This is a genomic window from Shewanella sp. GutCb (assembly GCF_002836135.1).
Classification (GTDB): Bacteria; Pseudomonadota; Gammaproteobacteria; order Enterobacterales; family Shewanellaceae; genus Shewanella.
In genome coordinates this window covers 36,284-55,211 of the sequence record NZ_PJBL01000005.1, presented here as the reverse complement: position 1 = coordinate 55,211, position 18,928 = coordinate 36,284, and the positions used below count along the sequence as shown (strand labels likewise).

At 43.1% G+C, this 18,928-nt stretch carries 17 protein-coding genes; 7 read left to right on the top strand and 10 right to left on the bottom strand.

The annotated features are described in order from the left end of the window. Positions 1–53: 53 nt before the first annotated feature. Together CXF86_RS05380 and CXF86_RS05375 are read right to left on the bottom strand one after the other, a co-directional pair. Positions 54–713, bottom strand: a complete 660-nt coding sequence (locus tag CXF86_RS05380; RefSeq protein ID WP_101089708.1) for a response regulator transcription factor — start codon at positions 711–713, stop codon at positions 54–56. Positions 714–929: 216 nt separating this feature from the next. Beyond that, positions 930–1,355, bottom strand: a complete 426-nt coding sequence (locus tag CXF86_RS05375; RefSeq protein WP_101089709.1) for an acyl-CoA thioesterase — start codon at positions 1,353–1,355, stop codon at positions 930–932. Between the two features lie 275 nt (positions 1,356–1,630). Between CXF86_RS05375 and CXF86_RS05370 the strand changes: the two genes are divergently transcribed. Continuing rightward, on the top strand, positions 1,631–2,053 hold the full coding sequence (locus CXF86_RS05370; RefSeq protein ID WP_101089710.1) for a GNAT family N-acetyltransferase: 423 nt from the start codon (positions 1,631–1,633) through the stop codon (positions 2,051–2,053). A gap of 158 nt (positions 2,054–2,211) precedes the next feature. Here CXF86_RS05370 and CXF86_RS05365 read toward each other — a convergent pair whose 3' ends face one another. Continuing rightward, the gene (locus CXF86_RS05365; protein WP_102038532.1) at positions 2,212–3,276 is read right to left on the bottom strand and encodes a 3-deoxy-7-phosphoheptulonate synthase; all 1,065 of its coding nucleotides are present in this window, start codon (positions 3,274–3,276) and stop codon (positions 2,212–2,214) included. 236 nt (positions 3,277–3,512) lie between these two features. Next, positions 3,513–4,325, bottom strand: a complete 813-nt coding sequence (locus CXF86_RS05360) for a posphoenolpyruvate synthetase regulatory kinase/phosphorylase PpsR (protein WP_101089712.1) — start codon at positions 4,323–4,325, stop codon at positions 3,513–3,515. Between the two features lie 125 nt (positions 4,326–4,450). On the opposite strand from CXF86_RS05360, the gene ppsA reads away from it, so the two are divergent. From ppsA to CXF86_RS05335, 5 genes are all read left to right on the top strand, one after another. After that, entirely contained in the window at positions 4,451–6,826 is a 2,376-nt protein-coding gene (ppsA, locus tag CXF86_RS05355) for a phosphoenolpyruvate synthase (protein WP_101089713.1), read from the top strand. 486 nt (positions 6,827–7,312) lie between these two features. Beyond that, positions 7,313–10,378 (top strand): D-2-hydroxyglutarate dehydrogenase YdiJ, encoded by a 3,066-nt coding sequence (locus CXF86_RS05350; protein ID WP_101089714.1) that lies wholly within the window; start codon positions 7,313–7,315, stop codon positions 10,376–10,378. Positions 10,379–10,504: 126 nt separating this feature from the next. After that, complete coding sequence (locus tag CXF86_RS05345; RefSeq protein ID WP_102038531.1) at positions 10,505–10,939, top strand: DUF1285 domain-containing protein; 435 nt, start codon at positions 10,505–10,507, stop codon at positions 10,937–10,939. Between the two features lie 147 nt (positions 10,940–11,086). Then, on the top strand, positions 11,087–11,506 hold the full coding sequence (locus tag CXF86_RS05340; RefSeq protein ID WP_101089716.1) for a MarR family winged helix-turn-helix transcriptional regulator: 420 nt from the start codon (positions 11,087–11,089) through the stop codon (positions 11,504–11,506). Positions 11,507–11,604: 98 nt separating this feature from the next. Next, complete coding sequence (locus CXF86_RS05335; protein WP_102038530.1) at positions 11,605–12,021, top strand: PliI family lysozyme inhibitor of I-type lysozyme; 417 nt, start codon at positions 11,605–11,607, stop codon at positions 12,019–12,021. A gap of 8 nt (positions 12,022–12,029) precedes the next feature. Here CXF86_RS05335 and CXF86_RS05330 read toward each other — a convergent pair whose 3' ends face one another. Next, positions 12,030–12,374 carry a hypothetical protein gene (locus CXF86_RS05330; protein ID WP_101089718.1) on the bottom strand — a complete coding sequence of 115 codons (345 nt, stop codon included), beginning with the start codon at positions 12,372–12,374 and terminating at the stop codon, positions 12,030–12,032. A 168-nt stretch (positions 12,375–12,542) separates the two neighbouring features. Further along, positions 12,543–13,574: a Leu/Phe/Val dehydrogenase gene (locus CXF86_RS05325; protein ID WP_101089719.1), complete on the bottom strand. Its 1,032-nt coding sequence runs from the start codon at positions 13,572–13,574 to the stop codon at positions 12,543–12,545. Between the two features lie 268 nt (positions 13,575–13,842). Here CXF86_RS05325 and CXF86_RS05320 point away from each other — a divergent pair, with 268 nt between their 5' ends. Continuing rightward, positions 13,843–14,280, top strand: a complete 438-nt coding sequence (locus tag CXF86_RS05320; protein ID WP_101089720.1) for a DUF4826 family protein — start codon at positions 13,843–13,845, stop codon at positions 14,278–14,280. Positions 14,281–14,544: 264 nt separating this feature from the next. Here CXF86_RS05320 and CXF86_RS05315 read toward each other — a convergent pair whose 3' ends face one another. From CXF86_RS05315 to mnmA, 4 genes are all read right to left on the bottom strand, one after another. Beyond that, a complete protein-coding gene (locus tag CXF86_RS05315) occupies positions 14,545–15,672 on the bottom strand; it encodes a cupin domain-containing protein (RefSeq protein ID WP_101089721.1) in 1,128 nt (375 codons plus the stop codon). 107 nt (positions 15,673–15,779) lie between these two features. After that, positions 15,780–17,150, bottom strand: coding sequence for an adenylosuccinate lyase (gene purB / locus CXF86_RS05310; RefSeq protein ID WP_101089722.1), 1,371 nt, complete (start codon positions 17,148–17,150; stop codon positions 15,780–15,782). 29 nt (positions 17,151–17,179) lie between these two features. Next, positions 17,180–17,797: a high frequency lysogenization protein HflD gene (hflD, locus tag CXF86_RS05305; RefSeq protein ID WP_101089723.1), complete on the bottom strand. Its 618-nt coding sequence runs from the start codon at positions 17,795–17,797 to the stop codon at positions 17,180–17,182. Positions 17,798–17,800: 3 nt separating this feature from the next. Beyond that, complete coding sequence (mnmA, locus tag CXF86_RS05300) at positions 17,801–18,916, bottom strand: tRNA 2-thiouridine(34) synthase MnmA (protein WP_101089724.1); 1,116 nt, start codon at positions 18,914–18,916, stop codon at positions 17,801–17,803. Between the last annotated feature and the right edge of the window lie 12 nt (positions 18,917–18,928).

Sequence of the window (18,928 nt, the reverse complement as noted above, 5' to 3'; positions counted from 1 at the left end):
AGCATAAAAAAACCGCATTTTATTGCGGTTTTTTATTGATAATTTTTATTGGATTAAAGGTCGACTTTTTCCATCTCTAGCTGCTGTAATGCGATAACAGCTTGAGTTCTATTTCGAACGCCGAGCTTTCTGAATATTGCTGTAGCGTGGGCTTTAATCGTGGCTTCTGATACGCCTAAGTCATAGGCTATCTGCTTATTAAGCAAACCTTCGGCAAACATCTGTAGCACCTTATACTGCTGTGGCGTCAGATCCGATAGCTTACTGGCGACTTGATCGGTGCCATCGTCACTGACCTCTTTTAGCTCAACCCCCTCAGGCAACCAAACATCCCCGAATAGAACCGCTTCGAGTGCTGTTGCAAGTGTCTCCATTGATGAAGACTTAGGAATAAACCCCGAACTACCATAATGAATGGCACGGCTAATAGTCGTATTATCTTCATGAGCGGAGATAACAACCACCGGGAGTTCTTGATAGTGAGTTCTAAGATGGATCAGCGTTGAATAACCGTGAGAGCCGGGCATCTGCAGATCGAGCAATACAACATCATATTCAATGTCTTTATTGTCTAATAGCTTTTGTAGCGCATCAGCGCTATCAGCTTCAAACCATTGGGTATTTGTAAATGCAGATGACAAAGCTTGTCTCAATGCATTTCTAAACAAAGGGTGGTCGTCAGCAATAATTATATTTAAGTTTTCAGGCTTCATGGCTTTATAGGGTTATTTTCGTTGCGCGTGAAGGTGCTTCAATGTAACAGATAAATGATAAGGGGTTCTATGGATTTATTAGGAAAGGTTATAATTTCGCGAAACCTTATACAGAGTTAGACTTTGGTCTAAAGACTAAGCTAGCGTTTAATAGATATGTTTAAGCGTTGAAATAAAGCAATGAGGATTATGCTCATAACCCTCAATCTAAGCGGGTTACTTCGGGGTCCAAACTTTGGTGGGTTTTCTTTCATCATCAACCGCGACAAAGGTAAATACACCGCGTATTGCATGCTCACGATGATCTCGATACATGTCTTCAACGAAGATGTTCACTTCAACTTTGATTGAGGTGTTACCCACGTGAACCACTCGCGCAATAATTTCTGCTAACGAGCCAGCAGGGATCGCTTTATTGAAATCGATTTTGTCTGAGCTCACGGTGACTAGCGTTTTACGGCAAAAACGAGTGGCCGCAATAAAAGCCGTCTCATCCATCCAAGATAATGCTTCACCACCAAAAAGGGTATTGTGATGGTTGGTTATTGATGGAAAGACCGCTTTGATCACGCGAGCTTCAGATTGCTCAATTCTAAGCGACATAGCGTCACTAAATTGAGTCGGTGTTTGAGTTAAGGGCATACGGCAACTTAAGGTTATGCATTAATAGGGGCGCGATTATAGTCGTTTGTTGGCATCCAAAAAAGATAATTTATAGCTATGTTGAAATGGACTAAAGTCCACTTGAGCAATAACGATGACTGCATGTCATTGGGTACTGTTTATGTGAGTTTTACTCGCTTTACAATTGCATTTATTTTCAATACCTTGATACACATTCATCGATATGGGAGCTATACAAGGGATCAACATTCGAACTATTTGTATGGCTAGATAGGGTAAAAGGAAAAACGTCAATGCACCAGATAAAACGTAAAGATAAGCTATCACAGCAGGAGCAAAGTACGATTTGGGATGGCATTGAAGGTTTTAGCCAAACTCAAGTCCCTGCGACTGGACGATATGAACTGGCATTTTTGTTGCGTGATAGTGATGGTTTATTGCTTGGCGGTGTCCAAGGGAATTATGACAATTTTGGCTGGCTATGGATTGATTCGCTATGGGTATCAGCGGCTTTGCGTGGTCAAGGGTATGGTATTCGTTTATTAAATGAAATTGAATCGGAAGCTCGCATTAATGGTTGTAAAAATTCACATTTAACCAGTTTTAGCTATCAAGCTGTTGATTTCTATAAACAGCAAGGCTATCGCGTTTTTGGTGAGCTTGAAGATTACCTTCCAGGACATAGCCGTTGTTGGTTAAGAAAAAACTTGGTTTAAGTATTTTGATTTAAGCATTATGCCGGGTTTGTGCTGCAACGTATTTGGGTAGTTAAGTAACGAGCAGCGAGGAGGACATAAAAAAACGCAGTCACTATCTATAGCTGACTACGTTTTTAAGCGGTTAAATCTTGCTAGTGTATAGCTTTAGAATAAGGTTACTTTTTCAATAACTCGATTCTTGCACGAGATGCTTTAGCTAAATCTCGTAGCAATACTTCTGAGTCTTCCCAGTGAATACAAGCATCGGTAATACTTTTACCATAGATAAGTGATTCACCTGCAACAACCTTTTGATTACCTTCTTCAATAAAGCTTTCAGCCATAATGCCCGCTATTGCGGTAGAGCCTTTGCTCATCTGCTGCATGATAGATTCGGCAACATCAAATTGCTGTTTATGCTTCTTTTGGCTGTTACCGTGGCTAAAATCAACAACGATACGTTGAGTTACACCTACGCTATTAAGTTGTGTTGCCACTTTTTCGATATCAGCTGCATGGTAGTTAGGTTGTTTACCACCGCGTAGAATGATGTGACCAAATGGATTACCGTGCGTGCGGTAAACGGCCATTGCACCGTCTTTATCTGGTGAATAAAAGATATGCGGTGCTTGCGCTGCTCGCACTGCATCGACTGCGATATCTATATTGCCATCGGTACCATTTTTGAAACCTACAGGGCAAGAAAGTGCAGAGGCCATTTCACGGTGAATTTGGCTTTCAGTGGTACGCGCACCAATAGCGCCCCAAGTAATCAGGTCGGCAATGTACTGACCATTGACCATATCAAGAAACTCGGTTGCGATAGGTAGCTTAAGTTCAGAGATCTGCTGTAACAGGTGGCGTGCTTTACGAAGGCCTTTATTAGGGCTAAAGCTACCATCTAGATCTGGATCTGAAATAAGGCCTTTCCAACCAACCGTAGTACGAGGCTTTTCAAAGTAGACGCGCATTAGAATGCACAGGTCATCTTTATATTGCTGGTGCAATTTGGCTAAACGCTGAGCGTACTCGAGTGCGGCTTCAGTATCATGTATCGAACAAGGGCCGATAATGACAAGCAGTCGTTGATCTTCGCCATTGATAATAGCTTCAACTTCACGTCGCTGCTCGACTAGATAGTCTGCTGCGTCTTGCGTTAAAGGGTATTCAGAAGCGAGTTGTGCAGGTGAAATTACCTTACATAATAGGGAGGTGCGTAGTTCGTCTGTTTTAATGGTCATTCACAATACCGAGCGTTTGTATGGGCTTTTTGCCTGATTACTTCGGATTATAACGAATAGTAGCGCTATGCACAGTGGCAAATATGGGAAATTTAGCGCTAATTTGCCTCTTATTTGAAACTATTTGATTTAAGTTATACCCAAGCCGCTTGGAAATGCATAAATCAGGGGGCATTCTCATGTGGCTTGGGCAGTAAAGCTTTTGTTCTAAAAAGCCCTTAATTTGCTTTGGAAGTTTAAAACATGTGGCGCTCTAAACTGGTGGCTTCGAGGATTTTGGTAGCAATCTCTTCAACGGAATGATTGGTGGTGTTTACAAAAGGGATGCGTTCTCTTTTGTACATCATTTCGACCTCTTTCACTTCCATCCTACATTGGCGTAATGACGAGTAACGACTGTTCGACATGCGGCTTTGACGGATCTCATGTAAACGCACAGGATCAATGGTTAGGCCGAATAACTTATCTTTGTTGCGCTTTAAGGCATCTGGAAGTTTTAAATTATCCATGTCATCTTCAGTAAAAGGATAGTTCGCTGCCTTTATACCAAACTGCATTGATAGATACAGGCTTGAAGGGGTTTTACCGCAGCGAGATACTCCGAGTAAAATGAGGTCCGCTTTGTCCATATGTTTCATGGTTTGGCCGTCATCGTTCTCCATTGCGTAGTTAATCGCTTCTATTCGTGCTTCATAACTGTCATTGGTTTTACCATGAGTACGGTGTAAAGCTGGCGTTGCAGGCATGCCTAATTGTTTCTCTAATGGCGCGACAAAGGTGTTCAAAAAGTCATAATCCAAACCTTCACTGCTATAGATGATGTTTCTAATCTCAGCTTTTACGATGGAATGGAAAACCAGAGGCCGTTCACCTGTTGTAATAAAACAATCATTAATTTGTGCCTTAACGGACTCAGCTTTTTTTTCTGTTTCAACGAACGGAATCGTAAGTGCGTCAAATTCAAGGGGAAACTGTGATAAAACTGCATGGCCAAACACTTCTGCTGTGATCGCCGTCCCATCTGAGATATAAAATACTTTACGTAACATTTTGGCCTCTTGTAGTAATAAAATTACAAATAAAATTATACATTTACGCTTGTTGCCGTGGAGTGTAAAATGCCGCTGCTCTCGTGTGAAGAGCCAAACTGAAATATACTTGCGGAGATAGAACTGTGCAGCAATACGTACTCTGGTATCAAGAATTAGGCATGGGTGACGTCAACAAGGTAGGCGGAAAGAACGCTTCTCTTGGTGAGATGATTAGCAATCTTTCAAATGCAGGTGTTCAGGTGCCTGGTGGATTTGCTACAACGTCTTTCGCGTTCAATGAATTCCTTGAACAAAGCGGACTTAACCAGAAGATATACGAAATTCTAGACGTTCTAGATGTAGATGATGTTAACGCACTCGCTACAGCCGGTGCACAGATCAGACAGTGGGTTATCGATACACCATTCCACCCAGCATTTGAGCAAGCAGTTCGTGAGTCTTACGACAAGCTTGCCGCTGAAACCAGCGACGCATCTTTTGCGGTTCGCTCTTCAGCTACTGCAGAAGATATGCCGGATGCATCTTTTGCAGGACAACAAGAAACATTCCTTAACGTTAAAGGTTACGAAGCTGTTTTAGTTGCGACTAAACACGTATTTGCTTCGCTATTTAACGACCGCGCAATTTCTTACCGAGTTCACCAAGGTTATGACCATAAAGGCGTAGCGCTTTCAGCTGGTGTACAACGTATGGTGCGCTCTGACACTGCTGCTTCTGGTGTAATGTTCACTATGGACACTGAGTCTGGCAACAATGACGTGGTATTTATTACTTCTTCATTCGGTCTAGGTGAAATGGTTGTTCAGGGTGCTGTTAACCCAGATGAGTTTTATGTGCACAAGCCATCTTTGGTTGCTGGTCATAAAGCCGTTGTTCGCCGTAATATCGGTAGCAAGCTTATCCAAATGGTTTATTCAGACGATGAATCTCACGGTAAGCAAGTTAAGATTGAAGATATCGCTGCTGACAAGCGTCGTGAATTCTCAATTAATGACGCAGAAGTACAAGAGCTTGCCAAGCAAGCAATGACAATCGAGAAGCACTACGGTCGTCCAATGGACATCGAGTGGGCAAAAGACGGTAACGACGGTAAGTTGTATATTGTTCAAGCTCGCCCTGAAACTGTTCGTTCTCGTGAAGATGTACAGCTTATCGAGCGCTACCATCTTAAAACTAAAGGTGATGTCGTTTGTGAAGGCCGTTCAATCGGTCACAAAATTGGTAAAGGCGTTGCTAAAGTCCTTAAGTCAATTGACGATATGGACCAAATCCAACCGGGCGATGTACTTGTTACTGACATGACAGATCCTGATTGGGAACCTATCATGAAGCGTGCAAGCGCTATTGTGACAAACCGTGGTGGCCGTACATGTCACGCTGCAATTATTGCACGTGAACTCGGTGTTCCAGCGGTTGTTGGTTGTGGCGATGTCACTGAACGTATTAAGAACGGTCAAGAAGTGACTGTCTCTTGTGCTGAAGGTGATACTGGTTTCATCTATAACGGTCTGCAAGATTTCGAAGTGATTTCATCACGTGTTGATTCTATGCCTGATCTGCCAATGAAAGTGATGATGAACGTGGGTAACCCAGACAGAGCATTTGATTTTGCTCGCCTGCCTAATGAAGGTGTTGGTCTGGCGCGTCTTGAGTTCATCATTAACCGTATGATTGGTATTCACCCTAAAGCATTGCTTGAGTTCAACCAGCAAACGGCTGAGCTTCAAGAAGAGATCCACGAGATGATCGCGGGTTATGAATCTCCAGTTGAGTACTATGTTGCTCGCTTGGTTGAAGGTATTGCGACTATCGCTTCTGCGTTCCATCCAAAGAAAGTGATTGTTCGTATGTCTGACTTTAAGTCAAACGAATACGCAAACCTTGTTGGTGGTGACCGTTATGAGCCAGAGGAAGAGAACCCAATGTTGGGCTTCCGTGGTGCAAGCCGTTATATCTCAGAATCGTTCCGTGACTGTTTCGCACTTGAGTGTGAAGCGATTAAGCGAGTACGTAATGACATGGGTCTTAAGAACGTAGAGATCATGATCCCGTTCGTTCGTACCGTAAGCGAAGCTGCGCAAGTTATTGAGCTGCTTAAAGAGGAAGGTCTTGTACGTGGTAAAGATGGCCTCCGCGTTATTATGATGTGTGAGCTTCCATCAAACGCGCTGCTTGCTGATCAGTTCCTTGAGCATTTCGATGGTTTCTCCATTGGCTCAAACGACTTAACGCAGTTAACGTTAGGTCTTGACCGTGACTCCGGCATTATCAGCCATCTATTTGATGAGCGTAATGAGGCAGTAAAAGTACTACTTGCAATGGCCATTAAAGCGGCTAAAGCAAAAGGCGCTTACGTGGGTATTTGTGGTCAAGGTCCTTCAGACCACAATGATTTCGCGGCTTGGTTAGTTGAACAAGGCATCGATACTGTATCGCTAAACCCTGATACCGTTATCGATACTTGGTTATATTTAGCCAAAGCACATAACGAAGCTTAAACGCTAAAATGCGGTGTTAAATCGGTATGATTTAACATTTCATTAAAAAATAAAAAAGCCGCTATTTAGCGGCTTTTTTAATACCCGAACAACTTGGACATGTTCGTTTAAGAGGTATTATACCGATTCCATTCTAGTCGTATTAGGTAGGGGCTTCCTTCTAATACTCTCTGTCAAAAAGAACGCACAGCGACTGCATCTAGCTCTCAGCTCTGATCTACACTCCTGCAGATAACATGTGCAAAGCCTTACTCTATGGGGATTGTTGTCATCTAGAATGCACTTTAGTCTGTAATGTTGATGTTGCAAAGGGATCCCGACCCCCTAATCAATGCAATCTCCAGAGAGGGGGGGATGTCAGTCATGCAGGAGCATATTACTGAAATCGCCTAAAGCGTATAAATTCCCACTGAAGCCTGCATTTTCAAGTAGCTTGGGTATATAATGCTGAGATAAACCTAAGAATAATAATTAACAGAAGCTGCTATGTTACCGAAATTATCTCATCAACAAACGCTTGAACCAATATACCTTTCTTTTTTAACGAGATTAGAAGAGGGAACATTTTCTGGTGATATAGATACTCGCTATAGTGCGCGTCTAGCCCAAGCGACCGATAATTCGGTATATCAATTTTTACCTCAAGCGGTGATATATCCTAAAACGGCTGAGGATGTCCAGCTAGCACTGCAGCTTGCTTATCAAGATGAGTTCTCCAAGGTTGTCTTTAGCGCGAGAGGCGGTGGCACAGGCACCAATGGTCAATCATTAACCCATGGCATTATTGTTGATATGTCACGCTATATGAATCACGTGCTAGAGGTTAATGCGGCTGAAGGCTGGGTAAAAGTGCAGGCGGGTGTGGTTAAAGATGCGCTCAATGATGCATTGCGGCCCCATGGTTTCTTTTTTAGTCCTGACTTATCGACGTCCAATCGTGCGACATTAGGCGGAATGGTCAATACCGACGCCTCGGGCGCCGGTTCACTCGTTTATGGTAAAACCTCAGATCACGTACTCGGGCTAACGAGCATTTTATTTGATGGTAGCGAGCTTCAGACTCAGCCGGTAAGCGAGAGCCAATTAAACGATGTTACATCGATAACCGATAACGTATTAGGACAGCAGCTAATCACCACGATTGCACAAATGTGTAAAGGTAATCGAGAACAGATTGAGCAGCGTTTTCCTAAGTTAAACCGTTTTTTGACCGGTTATGATCTTAAAAATGTTTGGGATGACACCTTAGAGAACTTCGACCTGTCACGTATTTTGACCGGTTCAGAAGGCACATTGGCAGTGATCACCGAAGCCAAGTTGAATATTACCCCGTTACCGACGTGCCGCATGATGGTTAACATCAAGTATGATTCATTTGTATCTGCGTTGCGTCATGCGCCCGATTTAGTCAAAGCCAATGCCACCGTGGTTGAAACGGTCGATTCCAAAGTGCTCAACCTGGCGAAACAGGATATTATTTGGCACTCGGTGTCTTCCTTAATTACCGACGTTCCAGGTAAAGAGATTGACGGCCTAAACATGGTTGAGTTCGCTGGCGAACAAGCCGATGTTGAAGCAAGATTGGCTAAACTTGAAGCCATGTTAACCTCGCAAATGGCCAATAGCGAAGCTGGGCTTTTGGGTTATCAAGTCATTGCTGACAGAAGCAGTATCGATACTATTTATGCGATGCGTAAGAAAGCGGTCGGTTTATTGGGCGCGGCAAAGGGAACTCGCAAGCCGCTCGCATTTGCAGAAGACACCGCTGTACCGCCAGAAAAGCTGGCTGATTATATTATTGAATTTAGAGCGCTGCTCGATAGCCATCAACTGCAGTATGGCATGTTTGGTCATGTCGATGCTGGTGTGTTGCATGTGCGTCCAGCGCTCGATATGTGCGATGTAGAAGATGAAAAACTGCTAAGAACAATCTCTGATCAAGTGGCAGAACTCACGTTGAAATATGGCGGTTTGATGTGGGGAGAGCATGGTAAAGGTGTTCGCGGTGAATACGGACCAGCGGTTTTCGGTGAGCATTTGTATGGTTTGCTCGAAGAGGTTAAAGGTCTGTTTGATCCGCACAATAAGCTCAATCCAGGCAAGTTAGTTGCGCCGAAAAACAGTGGACCGATGATTTACAATGTCGACAGCGTTAAGCGCGGCAGCTTTGATAGACAAATCCCGATCCAAACCCGAAACGTTTTTCCTGATGTGATGAACTGCAATGGTAATGGCTTGTGCTTTAACTACAGCGCCTATTCGCCAATGTGTCCATCGTTCAAAGTCACAGGTGACCGAGTTCAGTCACCCAAAGGCCGTGCAGGACTCATGCGTGAATGGCTGCGACTGCTTGAAGCTGAAGGCATAGATGTCAACGAGCTGACTCGCTCTAAGCCGTTAGGTTGGCTGCAACGAGCGCAGAATTCATTAAAAAGTGATAAAGAGTATGACTATTCACATGAGGTGATGGAGTCTCTTAAAGGCTGTTTGGCGTGTAAAGCTTGCTCAAGTCAGTGCCCCGTTAAAGTGGACGTACCCAAATTTAGAGCGCAGTTTTTTGATATTTACTACAAGCGTTATCTGCGTCCCGCAAAAGATTACTTAGTCGCAGGCATTGAAGACTCGCTGCCCTTAATGGCTAACGCGCCAAGACTGGTGAATGCGGTATCGCAAAATAGCTTAAGCAAATGGGTCATAAAGAAGTCTCTCGGTTATGTTGATGCACCAGCCTTATCAGTTCCGACGTTAAAGCAACGTTTAGAAGGACACGCTAGCAGAGGCTATGATTTAGCTGCTCTGCAACAAATTCCAGTCTCGCAGCGCAGTGAATACGTATTAGTAGTACAAGACCCTTTTAATAGTTTTTATGAAGCGGGAACTGTGCTGCATTTCATCCAGCTAATTCATAAATTAGGCCTCAAGCCCGTATTACTGCCGTTTAAACCTAATGGTAAGCCTATTCATATTAAGGGCTTCTTAGATAAGTTTGCTCGGACGGCTAAGTCGACTGCTGATTTCTTAAATGAGGTGGCTCAGCTTAATATGCCGATGGTGGGCATCGATCCTGCGTTAGTACTTTGTTATCGAGACGAATATGCAGAAGTACTCGGTGGCGCCAGAGGGGACTTCCATGTCCAACTTGCGAATGAATGGTTATTGGATGTCCTCAAAGCTGAACCTAAGCAGCAGGAAAGTGAGCCTGCCTGTGACGGTTCAGAGCGCAGTAAACCTGAATTCACTTGGTTTAGTCACTGCACAGAATCAACCACCAAGCCCAATACCGCAAATGAGTGGAAAGGGATTTTCGAGCATTTTGGTGCCAAGCTTAATACGGTGAATCTAGGGTGCTGTGGTATGGCAGGAACATATGGCCATGAAGCTGAAAATCTTGAGCGCTCTAAAGCGCTGTACGGTATGTCTTGGGAGCAAACGTTATCGAAGCTGCCGCAGTCTCAAGTATTGGTTTCAGGTTACTCTTGTCGAAGTCAGGTGAAACGTTTTAGCGGTTATAAACCAAAGCATCCGATAGAAGCATTGCTAACGTTACTGTAACGGTACCCATCTTAAAAAAACTAGCTAATGGCTAGTTTTTTTATATTAGGCGAAGTCGGTATCTCTATACCCAAGTGGCTTGGGTATAGAGTAGACTGAATAAAGTGGACAGAAGCAGGGGTGGCTATGACATCAAAGGAATCAAACTTGACCGATGCAATAGCATCTTTGACACCAAGTGTCCCTTTGTGCACTGATACAGCGATTTTCGAGATCACTGATAACGGTGACTGGTTCTATCAGGGAGGGCTGCTACCGCTTAAGTTTAGTAAGCTTTTTGCCAGTATTTTAAATAGAATTGATGATGAGTACTTTCTCATCACGCCAGTGGAAAAGCTAAAAGTCGAGGTGGTCAATCAAGCATTAATCATTGTTGATTATGATGCTGATGGCAAGGGCGGATATGAGCTGGTATCGAGTATTAATACCCGTCACCACATTTCAGCGTTTGAAGGGTTTATTGTGAGTGACGATAAAATAATAACAAGGGTAGAAAGGGGAGTGATTGCACGACTTAATCGAGCCTGTTTTTATCGTTTTATTAATGAGTTTATAGCCTGACAGCCCCTTAAGCTAAATGTGCTATTTCAAGCTAATGATTTATAAGCTGTTTGATTGAATTTTGATAATTAGCTAACCCGAAGGCTAGTTTCTTTTAGCGTAAGTGATAAGATTGAATGAAGCGCTATATAGCAGTGGAGGTGCTGATTGAATCGATTTGAAAGCTTAGGTTACTTGGTCTCTCATCTGAATGTAGACCTACAAAATGCATTAGATCAAAAGCTTAAACGCTATGATCTGGACATAAAACTCTGGCCAGTGCTGTTTTCACTTTGGCAGGAAGAGGGCGTGACACAAACTGAGCTTTCCAAACGTTGTGATGTGGCTAATTACACCATGACCAGATTACTCGATCAGCTGCAACTACAGCAGTTAATCACCCGCCAGCAAGATGTCGACAATCGCCGAGCCTTCAATATCTATTTGACTAATAACGGTAAAGCTTTAGAGCAAGATCTGATTCGTGAAGCTGAGCGAGTGAATGAAACCTTTCTTGATAACCTAAGCCTTGATGAACGTACTATATTTTTAGCTCTGATCAATAAAATCAATCGTTTTACCGATTAATGTTACGGCTAAATATTGTTGATATCCTGATGCGACAATCAATGATTAATAATCACCACCATACTTTCTAAAGGGTACACGTTTAAAATGGAGTTTTTATGAATCGAACGCTGCTAATTATTGCCGTTATTGCCGGTTTAACGTCTTGCTCGGTCAATATCAATAAATCAAAAAAGAAGCAACCGACGATAGAGACAGTTGAACAAACTCGTCCTGCTGAAGGGTTTATCCAATCGATTACTCTGGCTAATGGTTCTACTTTGGTGGTTGAAGAAGGGCGCCTAGAACCTCGTTCTATTGGCAGTATCAGTGTTAAATTGTATAGAGATCTGTATGTGGGTGACTTTATTGCTGCGGTTAATTTTGTTCGCGACGGAACAATCGTTAAAGCGATACTGATTGAGAATGGCACGGATAGTCAAAAGTTATCGATTACAACCGTGACAGCAGGAAGTGGTAATTATCAAGCAAGTCAGTTAGTTTGCGTCACATCGAACGATATTCAATTATGTTGATATAAAAACTAACTCATTGTAAGCACTAATACTGCGAGTAAGCCAACAGCAAGGATGCCTTGTTGGATCATTAAGCGGCTTCTATACAGCTCTTTTTTGCCCTGCTTTAGGCTCGCCACTAGGTTGTTCTGTTTATAAATACGACAGATAATTTGCTCAGTCATTGGGTCGAGACAGAGATGTAACTTCGCAGGTTTACCATCTTTAAGCATCACATTATGCTCGCTCTGATAGCCAAAGTTTAGTTTTCTCGATACGCGTTTTCCATTCACATATGCTTGTTCTAAACCGCACCAATTACTGGCTTGTAGTTCAATGTTTTCTTGGTTGAGATCATACTTAAAACACACCATTTTACGACCCTCAATTTCCCTAGGGCCTTTAATTCAAGCAGAGGAATATGACCTTTGCCAGTTTGATAAAATGAAAATTTTATGAACAATCGCTATGTATATGGAACTATGCAGATAATAGTCAAAAAAAAACCAAGCAAATGCTTGGTTTTTTCAAGGTGCTAGGTTTTACTTAGCGGCATTAATGATTTTGCGCGCCATTTCATCAGCAACATCACCGGTTGTACGGTTTTGCTCGTCTGACTGTTTGAAAATAGTCAGTAGCGTGTTGTAGATCTCTTCTACTTTGGCTGTTGCTGCGGTTGCATCATAGTCTTTTTCAAAAGAGACATTGATAATACCGCCTGCATTAATAACGTAATCCGGAGCATAAAGGATATTTTGCTCCTTTAACAACTCACCATGACGAACTTCAGCTAGCTGGTTATTGGCACAACCAGCAACAATAGTCGCCTTTAACATAGGAATAGTGATGTCGTTGATTGTTGCACCGAGTGCACAAGGGGCATAGACATCCACATCTTGATGATAGATATCTTGAGGTGCTACAACGGTGGCACCAAATTCAGTGGCCACTTTGTCTAACGACTCTTGATTGATATCGGTAACGATGAGCTCTGCGCCTGCTTCGTGAAGGTGGCGACACAGGTAGTAACCAACATGTCCGACGCCTTGAACAGATATCTTAAGTCCCTTAAGGCTGTCTATGCCACGCTGATGCTTTACAGCAGCTTTAATGCCCAAGAAAGTACCAAGTGCGGTATATGGCGAAGGATCGCCACTCTTACCTTCTAAACCTGCCATATAAGGGGTTTCTTGATGTGCAATCATAATATCGGTTGTTGATACACCAACATCTTCAGCAGAATAGTACTTTCCACCTAGGGTATCGATACAACGGCCGAAAGCTCTAAAGAGCGCTTCACGATCTTTGATTTTTGGATCGGCAATAATAACTGACTTACCACCGCCCATGGTGAGGCCAGCTAATGCATTTTTATAGGTCATTCCACGAGAAAGACGCAGTACGTCAGTTATCGCTTCATCGTCAGATTCATAGTTCCACATTCTACAGCCACCAACAGCAGGGCCTAAGTTTGTGTTATGAATTGCAATAATGGCTTTGAGGCCGCTTTCTTTATCCTGACAAAAAACTACTTGTTCATGGTCGTCAAAAGAGATGTGATTGAATACTGCCACTTGTTGATCTCCGCTATGAGCATCAATAATGCCGCTACTGCTAGATTACAGTGCGATCTGTTTGTTATATTTATTGCAGAACGATAGCATTTAGCGATACTCTCAACAAAGTAAAGATTAGGATTATTTGTGATCTGTGTGGCAATCCTGCTTTCCACCTTACGTTAACGTAAGGCTATGAGTGTTATTGATGCTAGTTAAGTGTGTAAATTATTAGAGAACTGCTGTTTTTAGGGACTCAAAAGAAAAATAAGAAAGGAAGGAAGAGATGGCTGAACAAGAAGTCGATCAAGCTCAAGACCAAGAAGCATTAAGACAAGAGTGGATCAGAACTCAATTTCAAAAGGCAAACAAGTTTCTCGCTGAAAAAGGGGTTTTGCCAAATAAGGTCCATGCTGATGAAAGCCGCTATTTAGCGCCATTTGTTGCTATTTGGAAAATGGACTCTAAAAAACCCTCTAAGCAGACATTTTGGGTGATGTCCGGTGACCTGCCTTCAGACTACGTTGATGTCAACGTTGCTGCTACTGCTAGAGATGCGGTTCGTCATTTTTCTATGATGTGGCAAATGAAAGCAGAGAATATTCAGCGCTCAAGTTTGGTCAACGATCCTGCGCAAGCTAAGTTTGCAAACTTACTTATCTCACGAGCTGAAGGACTGTATAAAATGCAGGCCGATGATAAGATCTGGGGTCCTGCTGCTTAATCTATTTCCATTAAGTTAGTGATGTAAGCGCCTGAATAAATTATATTATTCAGGCGTTTTATTTTGTGCGACTTTTCTAATTCAATATTTTTAGCACATAGCCCACTTTTGTATATCCAAGACTGCAGTTCACTACCCAATCATGACCATTATCGATAACGGCATTATTGTGTCTTCAAATCGTGTTGTTTAATCTTGGAGTTGCCGGACAAAAAAGACCGCGTTGAAGCGGCCTGTTTAAATAAGAATATTTGTTTTTTGGTATTAGCCTAAGTAAAAGTAGCCACGATTAAGCAGTATCAAAATCAAATCTTGAGTTGCGCTGTTTTGTATCAGCTGTTGAGTTTTCTCAGTATCAAAACTGAAGCTATTAGCTAAAACCGTGACCTCGGCTGTGATGTCTGTTGAATGCACAAAGGCTTCACCGTTAATAAATACTCGAGATATCGTGTCATTTTCTAGCTGCAACAATTTTAAGCCACCAATACGGTATAACTGCGCGCCTTGATCAATATCGTCCATCAGCATCTCGGCTGTGTAAGGGTCCTCAGGCTCACATAAATCCAATTCAAATCGGTTCTGACTCAGCATGTTACCCAACATCATTTGATAACTTTCTGGTGAACTGGCCAGTTCGCTTATCAGTGCCATCATATCTTGCTGGTGGCTGATGCTCACTTGGCTAGCAATGGTCGGTTCAGATGTTGATGTAAAGCGCTTTAGGCCGGTATTGGTATCAATGAGTGCGTCAGCTAATGAACTGAATAGCTCTTGTTGGCTTGGGGCTCTATAGCCTATTGAGTAGCTCATCGCCGTGGTTAAGGTTTGGCCTTGGTGCGGATAACCTGGGGGAATGTAAAGCATGTCGCCTTTTTCCAGAACCACATCAATGATGGGAGTGAACCCTTCAATTAATGGCGTGGTTGGATCATTATTTTTCGGCGCATACTGGCCTTTTTCACCCACAGTCCAGTGACGCTCACCTTCACCTTGGATAATAAACACATCGTAGTTATCAATGTGCGCACCCACGCCGCCGCCAGGCGTTGCAAAAGAGGCCATTAAATCATCGAAGCGCCAGTCTGGAATAAAGCGGAAGGCATCAATAAAGTGAGCAGAATCAGGATGCCAATGATTTAACGCTTGTACCAGCAATTGCCAATGGCTGCTGCCAAACTTATCATAATCTTCAAAAGGTCCTTGGCAGATCTGCCAATCGTTGTCTTTTGTCACTACAACGCGAGAAGAGACTTCTTCCTCACAGGCTAAGCCTGCAAGTTCATCTGGGCTGATGATCTCTTCAAAGTTAGGAAAGGCATTTTTGATAAGTAACGGCTTTTTTTGCCAATAGTCGGTAAGAAAAGCATTGGTGTCTAAGTTAAGACTGTACATGTTTTGGCAGCACTCATAAAAAGGATAAAAATAAAGGCGATAAGCCTAAGCTTACCGCCTTATTTGAACCATTAGTAGTCAGTTAAGCTACCAAGGGTGTTGTTCGTTTACTTAAGCTCATCAACAAAAGTTTCAGCACGGCCAATATAATTGGCGGGTGTCATCTTCTTAAGTTCAATTTTCACTTCATCTGGTAGCTCAAGACCATCGATAAAGACAGCAAGTTGCTGACCGTCAATGCGCTTACCACGAGTGAGTTCTTTTAGCTTTTCATATGGCTTTTCGATGCCATAACGACGCATCACTGTTTGTACTGGTTCTGCAAGTACTTCCCAGTTGCCATCAAGTTCTTTGCGAAGTTGCTCTTCGTTAACTTGTAGCTTGCTGATCCCTTTCAATGTCGATTGATAAGCGATAAGCGAGTGAGCGATACCCACCCCTAAGTTACGTAAAACAGTAGAGTCAGTTAAGTCACGTTGCCAGCGAGATATCGGGAGCTTAGCCGCTAAGTGTTGCATTAACGCATTTGCAATCCCTAAGTTACCTTCAGAGTTCTCGAAATCAATTGGGTTAACTTTATGCGGCATGGTTGAAGAACCAATTTCACCGGCAATGGTACGCTGCTTAAAGTGACCTAAGGCGATATAGCCCCAAATATCACGATCGAAATCGATAAGAATGGTGTTAAATCGTGCTAACGCGTCAAATAGCTCAGCAATGTAATCGTGTGGCTCAATTTGAGTCGTGTACGGGTTCCAGTTGATGCCAAGACTTGTCACGAAACGTTGTGAAAGGGCATGCCAATCAACTTCTGGGTAAGCAGATATGTGAGCATTGTAGTTACCTACAGCACCATTGAGTTTGCCCATGATTTCAACGTTTGCAACTTGTTTAAGCTGACGTTCAAGACGCACAACAACGTTAGCCATCTCTTTACCTAAGGTAGAAGGCGAAGCTGGTTGACCGTGTGTACGCGACATCAGCGGTACCGTCTTGTGCTCTCTTGCTAATGCTTTAATCGCATCAATAATTTTCTGGCAATCGGGCATAACTACTTGATCACGCGCTTCCGTTAGCATTAATGCATGAGAAAGGTTATTGATATCTTCAGACGTACAAGCAAAATGAACAAACTCGTCAATAGCGACAAGTTCAGCATTATCCGCGATACGTTCTTTAATGAAGTATTCAACGGCTTTAACATCGTGGTTAGTGGTTGCTTCAATATCTTTTACGCGCTGGGCATCTGCTTCGCTAAAGTTATCTTTAATCTGATCAAGTAAAGCAAGTGCTGCTTCACTAAAAGGGGGAACTTCTTCAATCTCTGGGCTGCTAGATAGCAGCTTTAGCCAGTTAATTTCGACTTGAACGCGATATTTGGTCAGGCCGAACTCGCTGAAAATCCCTCTTAATGAGGTGGTTTTACTACCATAACGACCGTCTACCGGAGAGATAGCCGTTAGTGCGGAAAGTTCCATTAGAAGCTCCTTGATGAACTTGTCTTAAATTATAGGGTGAGGCTTTTCATAGCTGTATCGACTATTGTTTTTCTTGCGAAGACAAGATGCCTACGCTTGCCTCCTAATTGTCGCCATAACACTGCGCTGCGCATGGCAGACAGTAGCAGGGCGCGAATTTTTTGCTGAGTTTGGGTGCGTTTGAGAAACTCAGGATTACCCGAAATCTGCAGTTTTGGGCCGAGTTCGCTAACTATATCACTGTAAATGCCGGCGAAATTAGCAATAACTTGCTCATCGGTAATGTCGAAGTGTCCAAGTTGGCGGTGTATTTGACTTATCCGCTCAGACAACATTCCCATTGCATTGGCTGAGCGCGTTAGTTTGCGCTCCAGTGCCAGAATACCCACCAGGTAGCGGGTAACTTCAACATCTTTTTGCTTACTGTCACCCAGCTGGGCAACAATCATTTCATAGCCTTTCTTTAACGCTTCTTGGTCAGCGTAAACATCGGCTGTCGATTCAGGGTTAGTCACTAACACTGAATTTAAACTTGCCGCTAGCGCTTCTTTATCGGAGTCGCCATTTCTTGCGATGTATTGTACTTGGGCTACGGCTTGCAATATGCCAGCAAAAGCCATGGTGCGTTCAAACAGCTGGTCGCTCATGGATTAATCTCTTATTAGTACGTCGATTATTCCGCCGCCAAGGCAGATTTCACCATCATAAAACACAGCTGATTGGCCTGGTGTAACTGCGGCGACTGGCTCATTAAAGATAACGCGAATTTGATCTGCACTGTCATAAGTCACAGTACAGGGTACATCCTGTTGGCGATAACGGGTTTTTAGAGTGATTTTGGCGCCATTTTCTGGCCCTTTTCTATCAACCCAGTGCAGTTGATTAGCGATTAAGCCATTAGACATCAAGCGGGGATGGTGACCACCTTGGCCGACAACTAATACATTACGCACTAGATCTTTTTCAACAACATACCAAGGGTCATCATTACTGTTTTTAAGGCCACCAATGCCTAGGCCTTTGCGTTGGCCTAAGGTGTGATACATCAAACCTTGGTGCGTACCAATGACTTCGCCTTCGCTGGTTTCAATATCACCAGGTTGCGCCGGTAAAAAAGTGGCTAAAAAATCAGTAAACTTGCGTTCACCAATAAAGCAGATGCCGGTGCTGTCTTTTTTATCGTGGGTGATGAGTCCCATCTCTTTGGCTATCTCACGGACTTCGCTTTTGTCTAACTCACCCACAGGGAATAGTGAACGTGCAACTTGCTCGTGGCTGAGAGTATATAAGAAGTAACTTTGATCTTTATTGCCATCAACACCGCGTAGCATTTGGGGGATACCATCAATGTCACGGCGGCGCACGTAGTGGCCCATTGCAATGTAGTCTGCATCGAGTATTTCATCTGCAAACTCAAGAAAAGCTTTAAACTTAATCTCTTTATTACACATGATATCTGGATTAGGCGTACGACCCGCTTTGTATTCTGCAAGGAAATACTCAAACACGTTGTCCCAGTATTCTGAGGCAAAGTTGACGGTATGTAATTTAATACCTAGCTTGTCACAGACAGCCTGTGCATCTTTTAGATCATCAGCCGCCGCACAATATTCATCCGTGTCATCTTCTTCCCAGTTCTTCATGAACAGGCCTTCGACTTGATAGCCTTGCTTCATTAGTAAGTAAGCAGAAACAGAGGAGTCAACACCACCGGACATGCCGACGATGACTTTTTTACCTAGATGAGTGGGTTCGATTGATGTCATAAATCCTAAAAA

What these genes read in the sequence shown, in the direction of transcription:
- CXF86_RS05330 (WP_101089718.1), bottom strand. Translation starts at nt 12,374, where the DNA reads ATGGTGTGTTTTAAGTATGATCTCAACCAAGAAAACATTGAACTACAA.
- mnmA (WP_101089724.1), bottom strand. Translation starts at nt 18,916, where the DNA reads ATGACATCAATCGAACCCACTCATCTAGGTAAAAAAGTCATCGTCGGC.
- CXF86_RS05365 (WP_102038532.1), bottom strand. Translation starts at nt 3,276, where the DNA reads ATGACCATTAAAACAGACGAACTACGCACCTCCCTATTATGTAAGGTA.
- CXF86_RS05370 (WP_101089710.1), top strand. Translation starts at nt 1,631, where the DNA reads ATGCACCAGATAAAACGTAAAGATAAGCTATCACAGCAGGAGCAAAGT.
- CXF86_RS05375 (WP_101089709.1), bottom strand. Translation starts at nt 1,355, where the DNA reads ATGCCCTTAACTCAAACACCGACTCAATTTAGTGACGCTATGTCGCTT.
- CXF86_RS05315 (WP_101089721.1), bottom strand. Translation starts at nt 15,672, where the DNA reads ATGTACAGTCTTAACTTAGACACCAATGCTTTTCTTACCGACTATTGG.
- CXF86_RS05350 (WP_101089714.1), top strand. Translation starts at nt 7,313, where the DNA reads ATGTTACCGAAATTATCTCATCAACAAACGCTTGAACCAATATACCTT.
- CXF86_RS05380 (WP_101089708.1), bottom strand. Translation starts at nt 713, where the DNA reads ATGAAGCCTGAAAACTTAAATATAATTATTGCTGACGACCACCCTTTG.
- CXF86_RS05320 (WP_101089720.1), top strand. Translation starts at nt 13,843, where the DNA reads ATGGCTGAACAAGAAGTCGATCAAGCTCAAGACCAAGAAGCATTAAGA.
- CXF86_RS05345 (WP_102038531.1), top strand. Translation starts at nt 10,505, where the DNA reads ATGACATCAAAGGAATCAAACTTGACCGATGCAATAGCATCTTTGACA.
- CXF86_RS05360 (WP_101089712.1), bottom strand. Translation starts at nt 4,325, where the DNA reads ATGTTACGTAAAGTATTTTATATCTCAGATGGGACGGCGATCACAGCA.
- purB (WP_101089722.1), bottom strand. Translation starts at nt 17,150, where the DNA reads ATGGAACTTTCCGCACTAACGGCTATCTCTCCGGTAGACGGTCGTTAT.
- hflD (WP_101089723.1), bottom strand. Translation starts at nt 17,797, where the DNA reads ATGAGCGACCAGCTGTTTGAACGCACCATGGCTTTTGCTGGCATATTG.
- CXF86_RS05335 (WP_102038530.1), top strand. Translation starts at nt 11,605, where the DNA reads ATGAATCGAACGCTGCTAATTATTGCCGTTATTGCCGGTTTAACGTCT.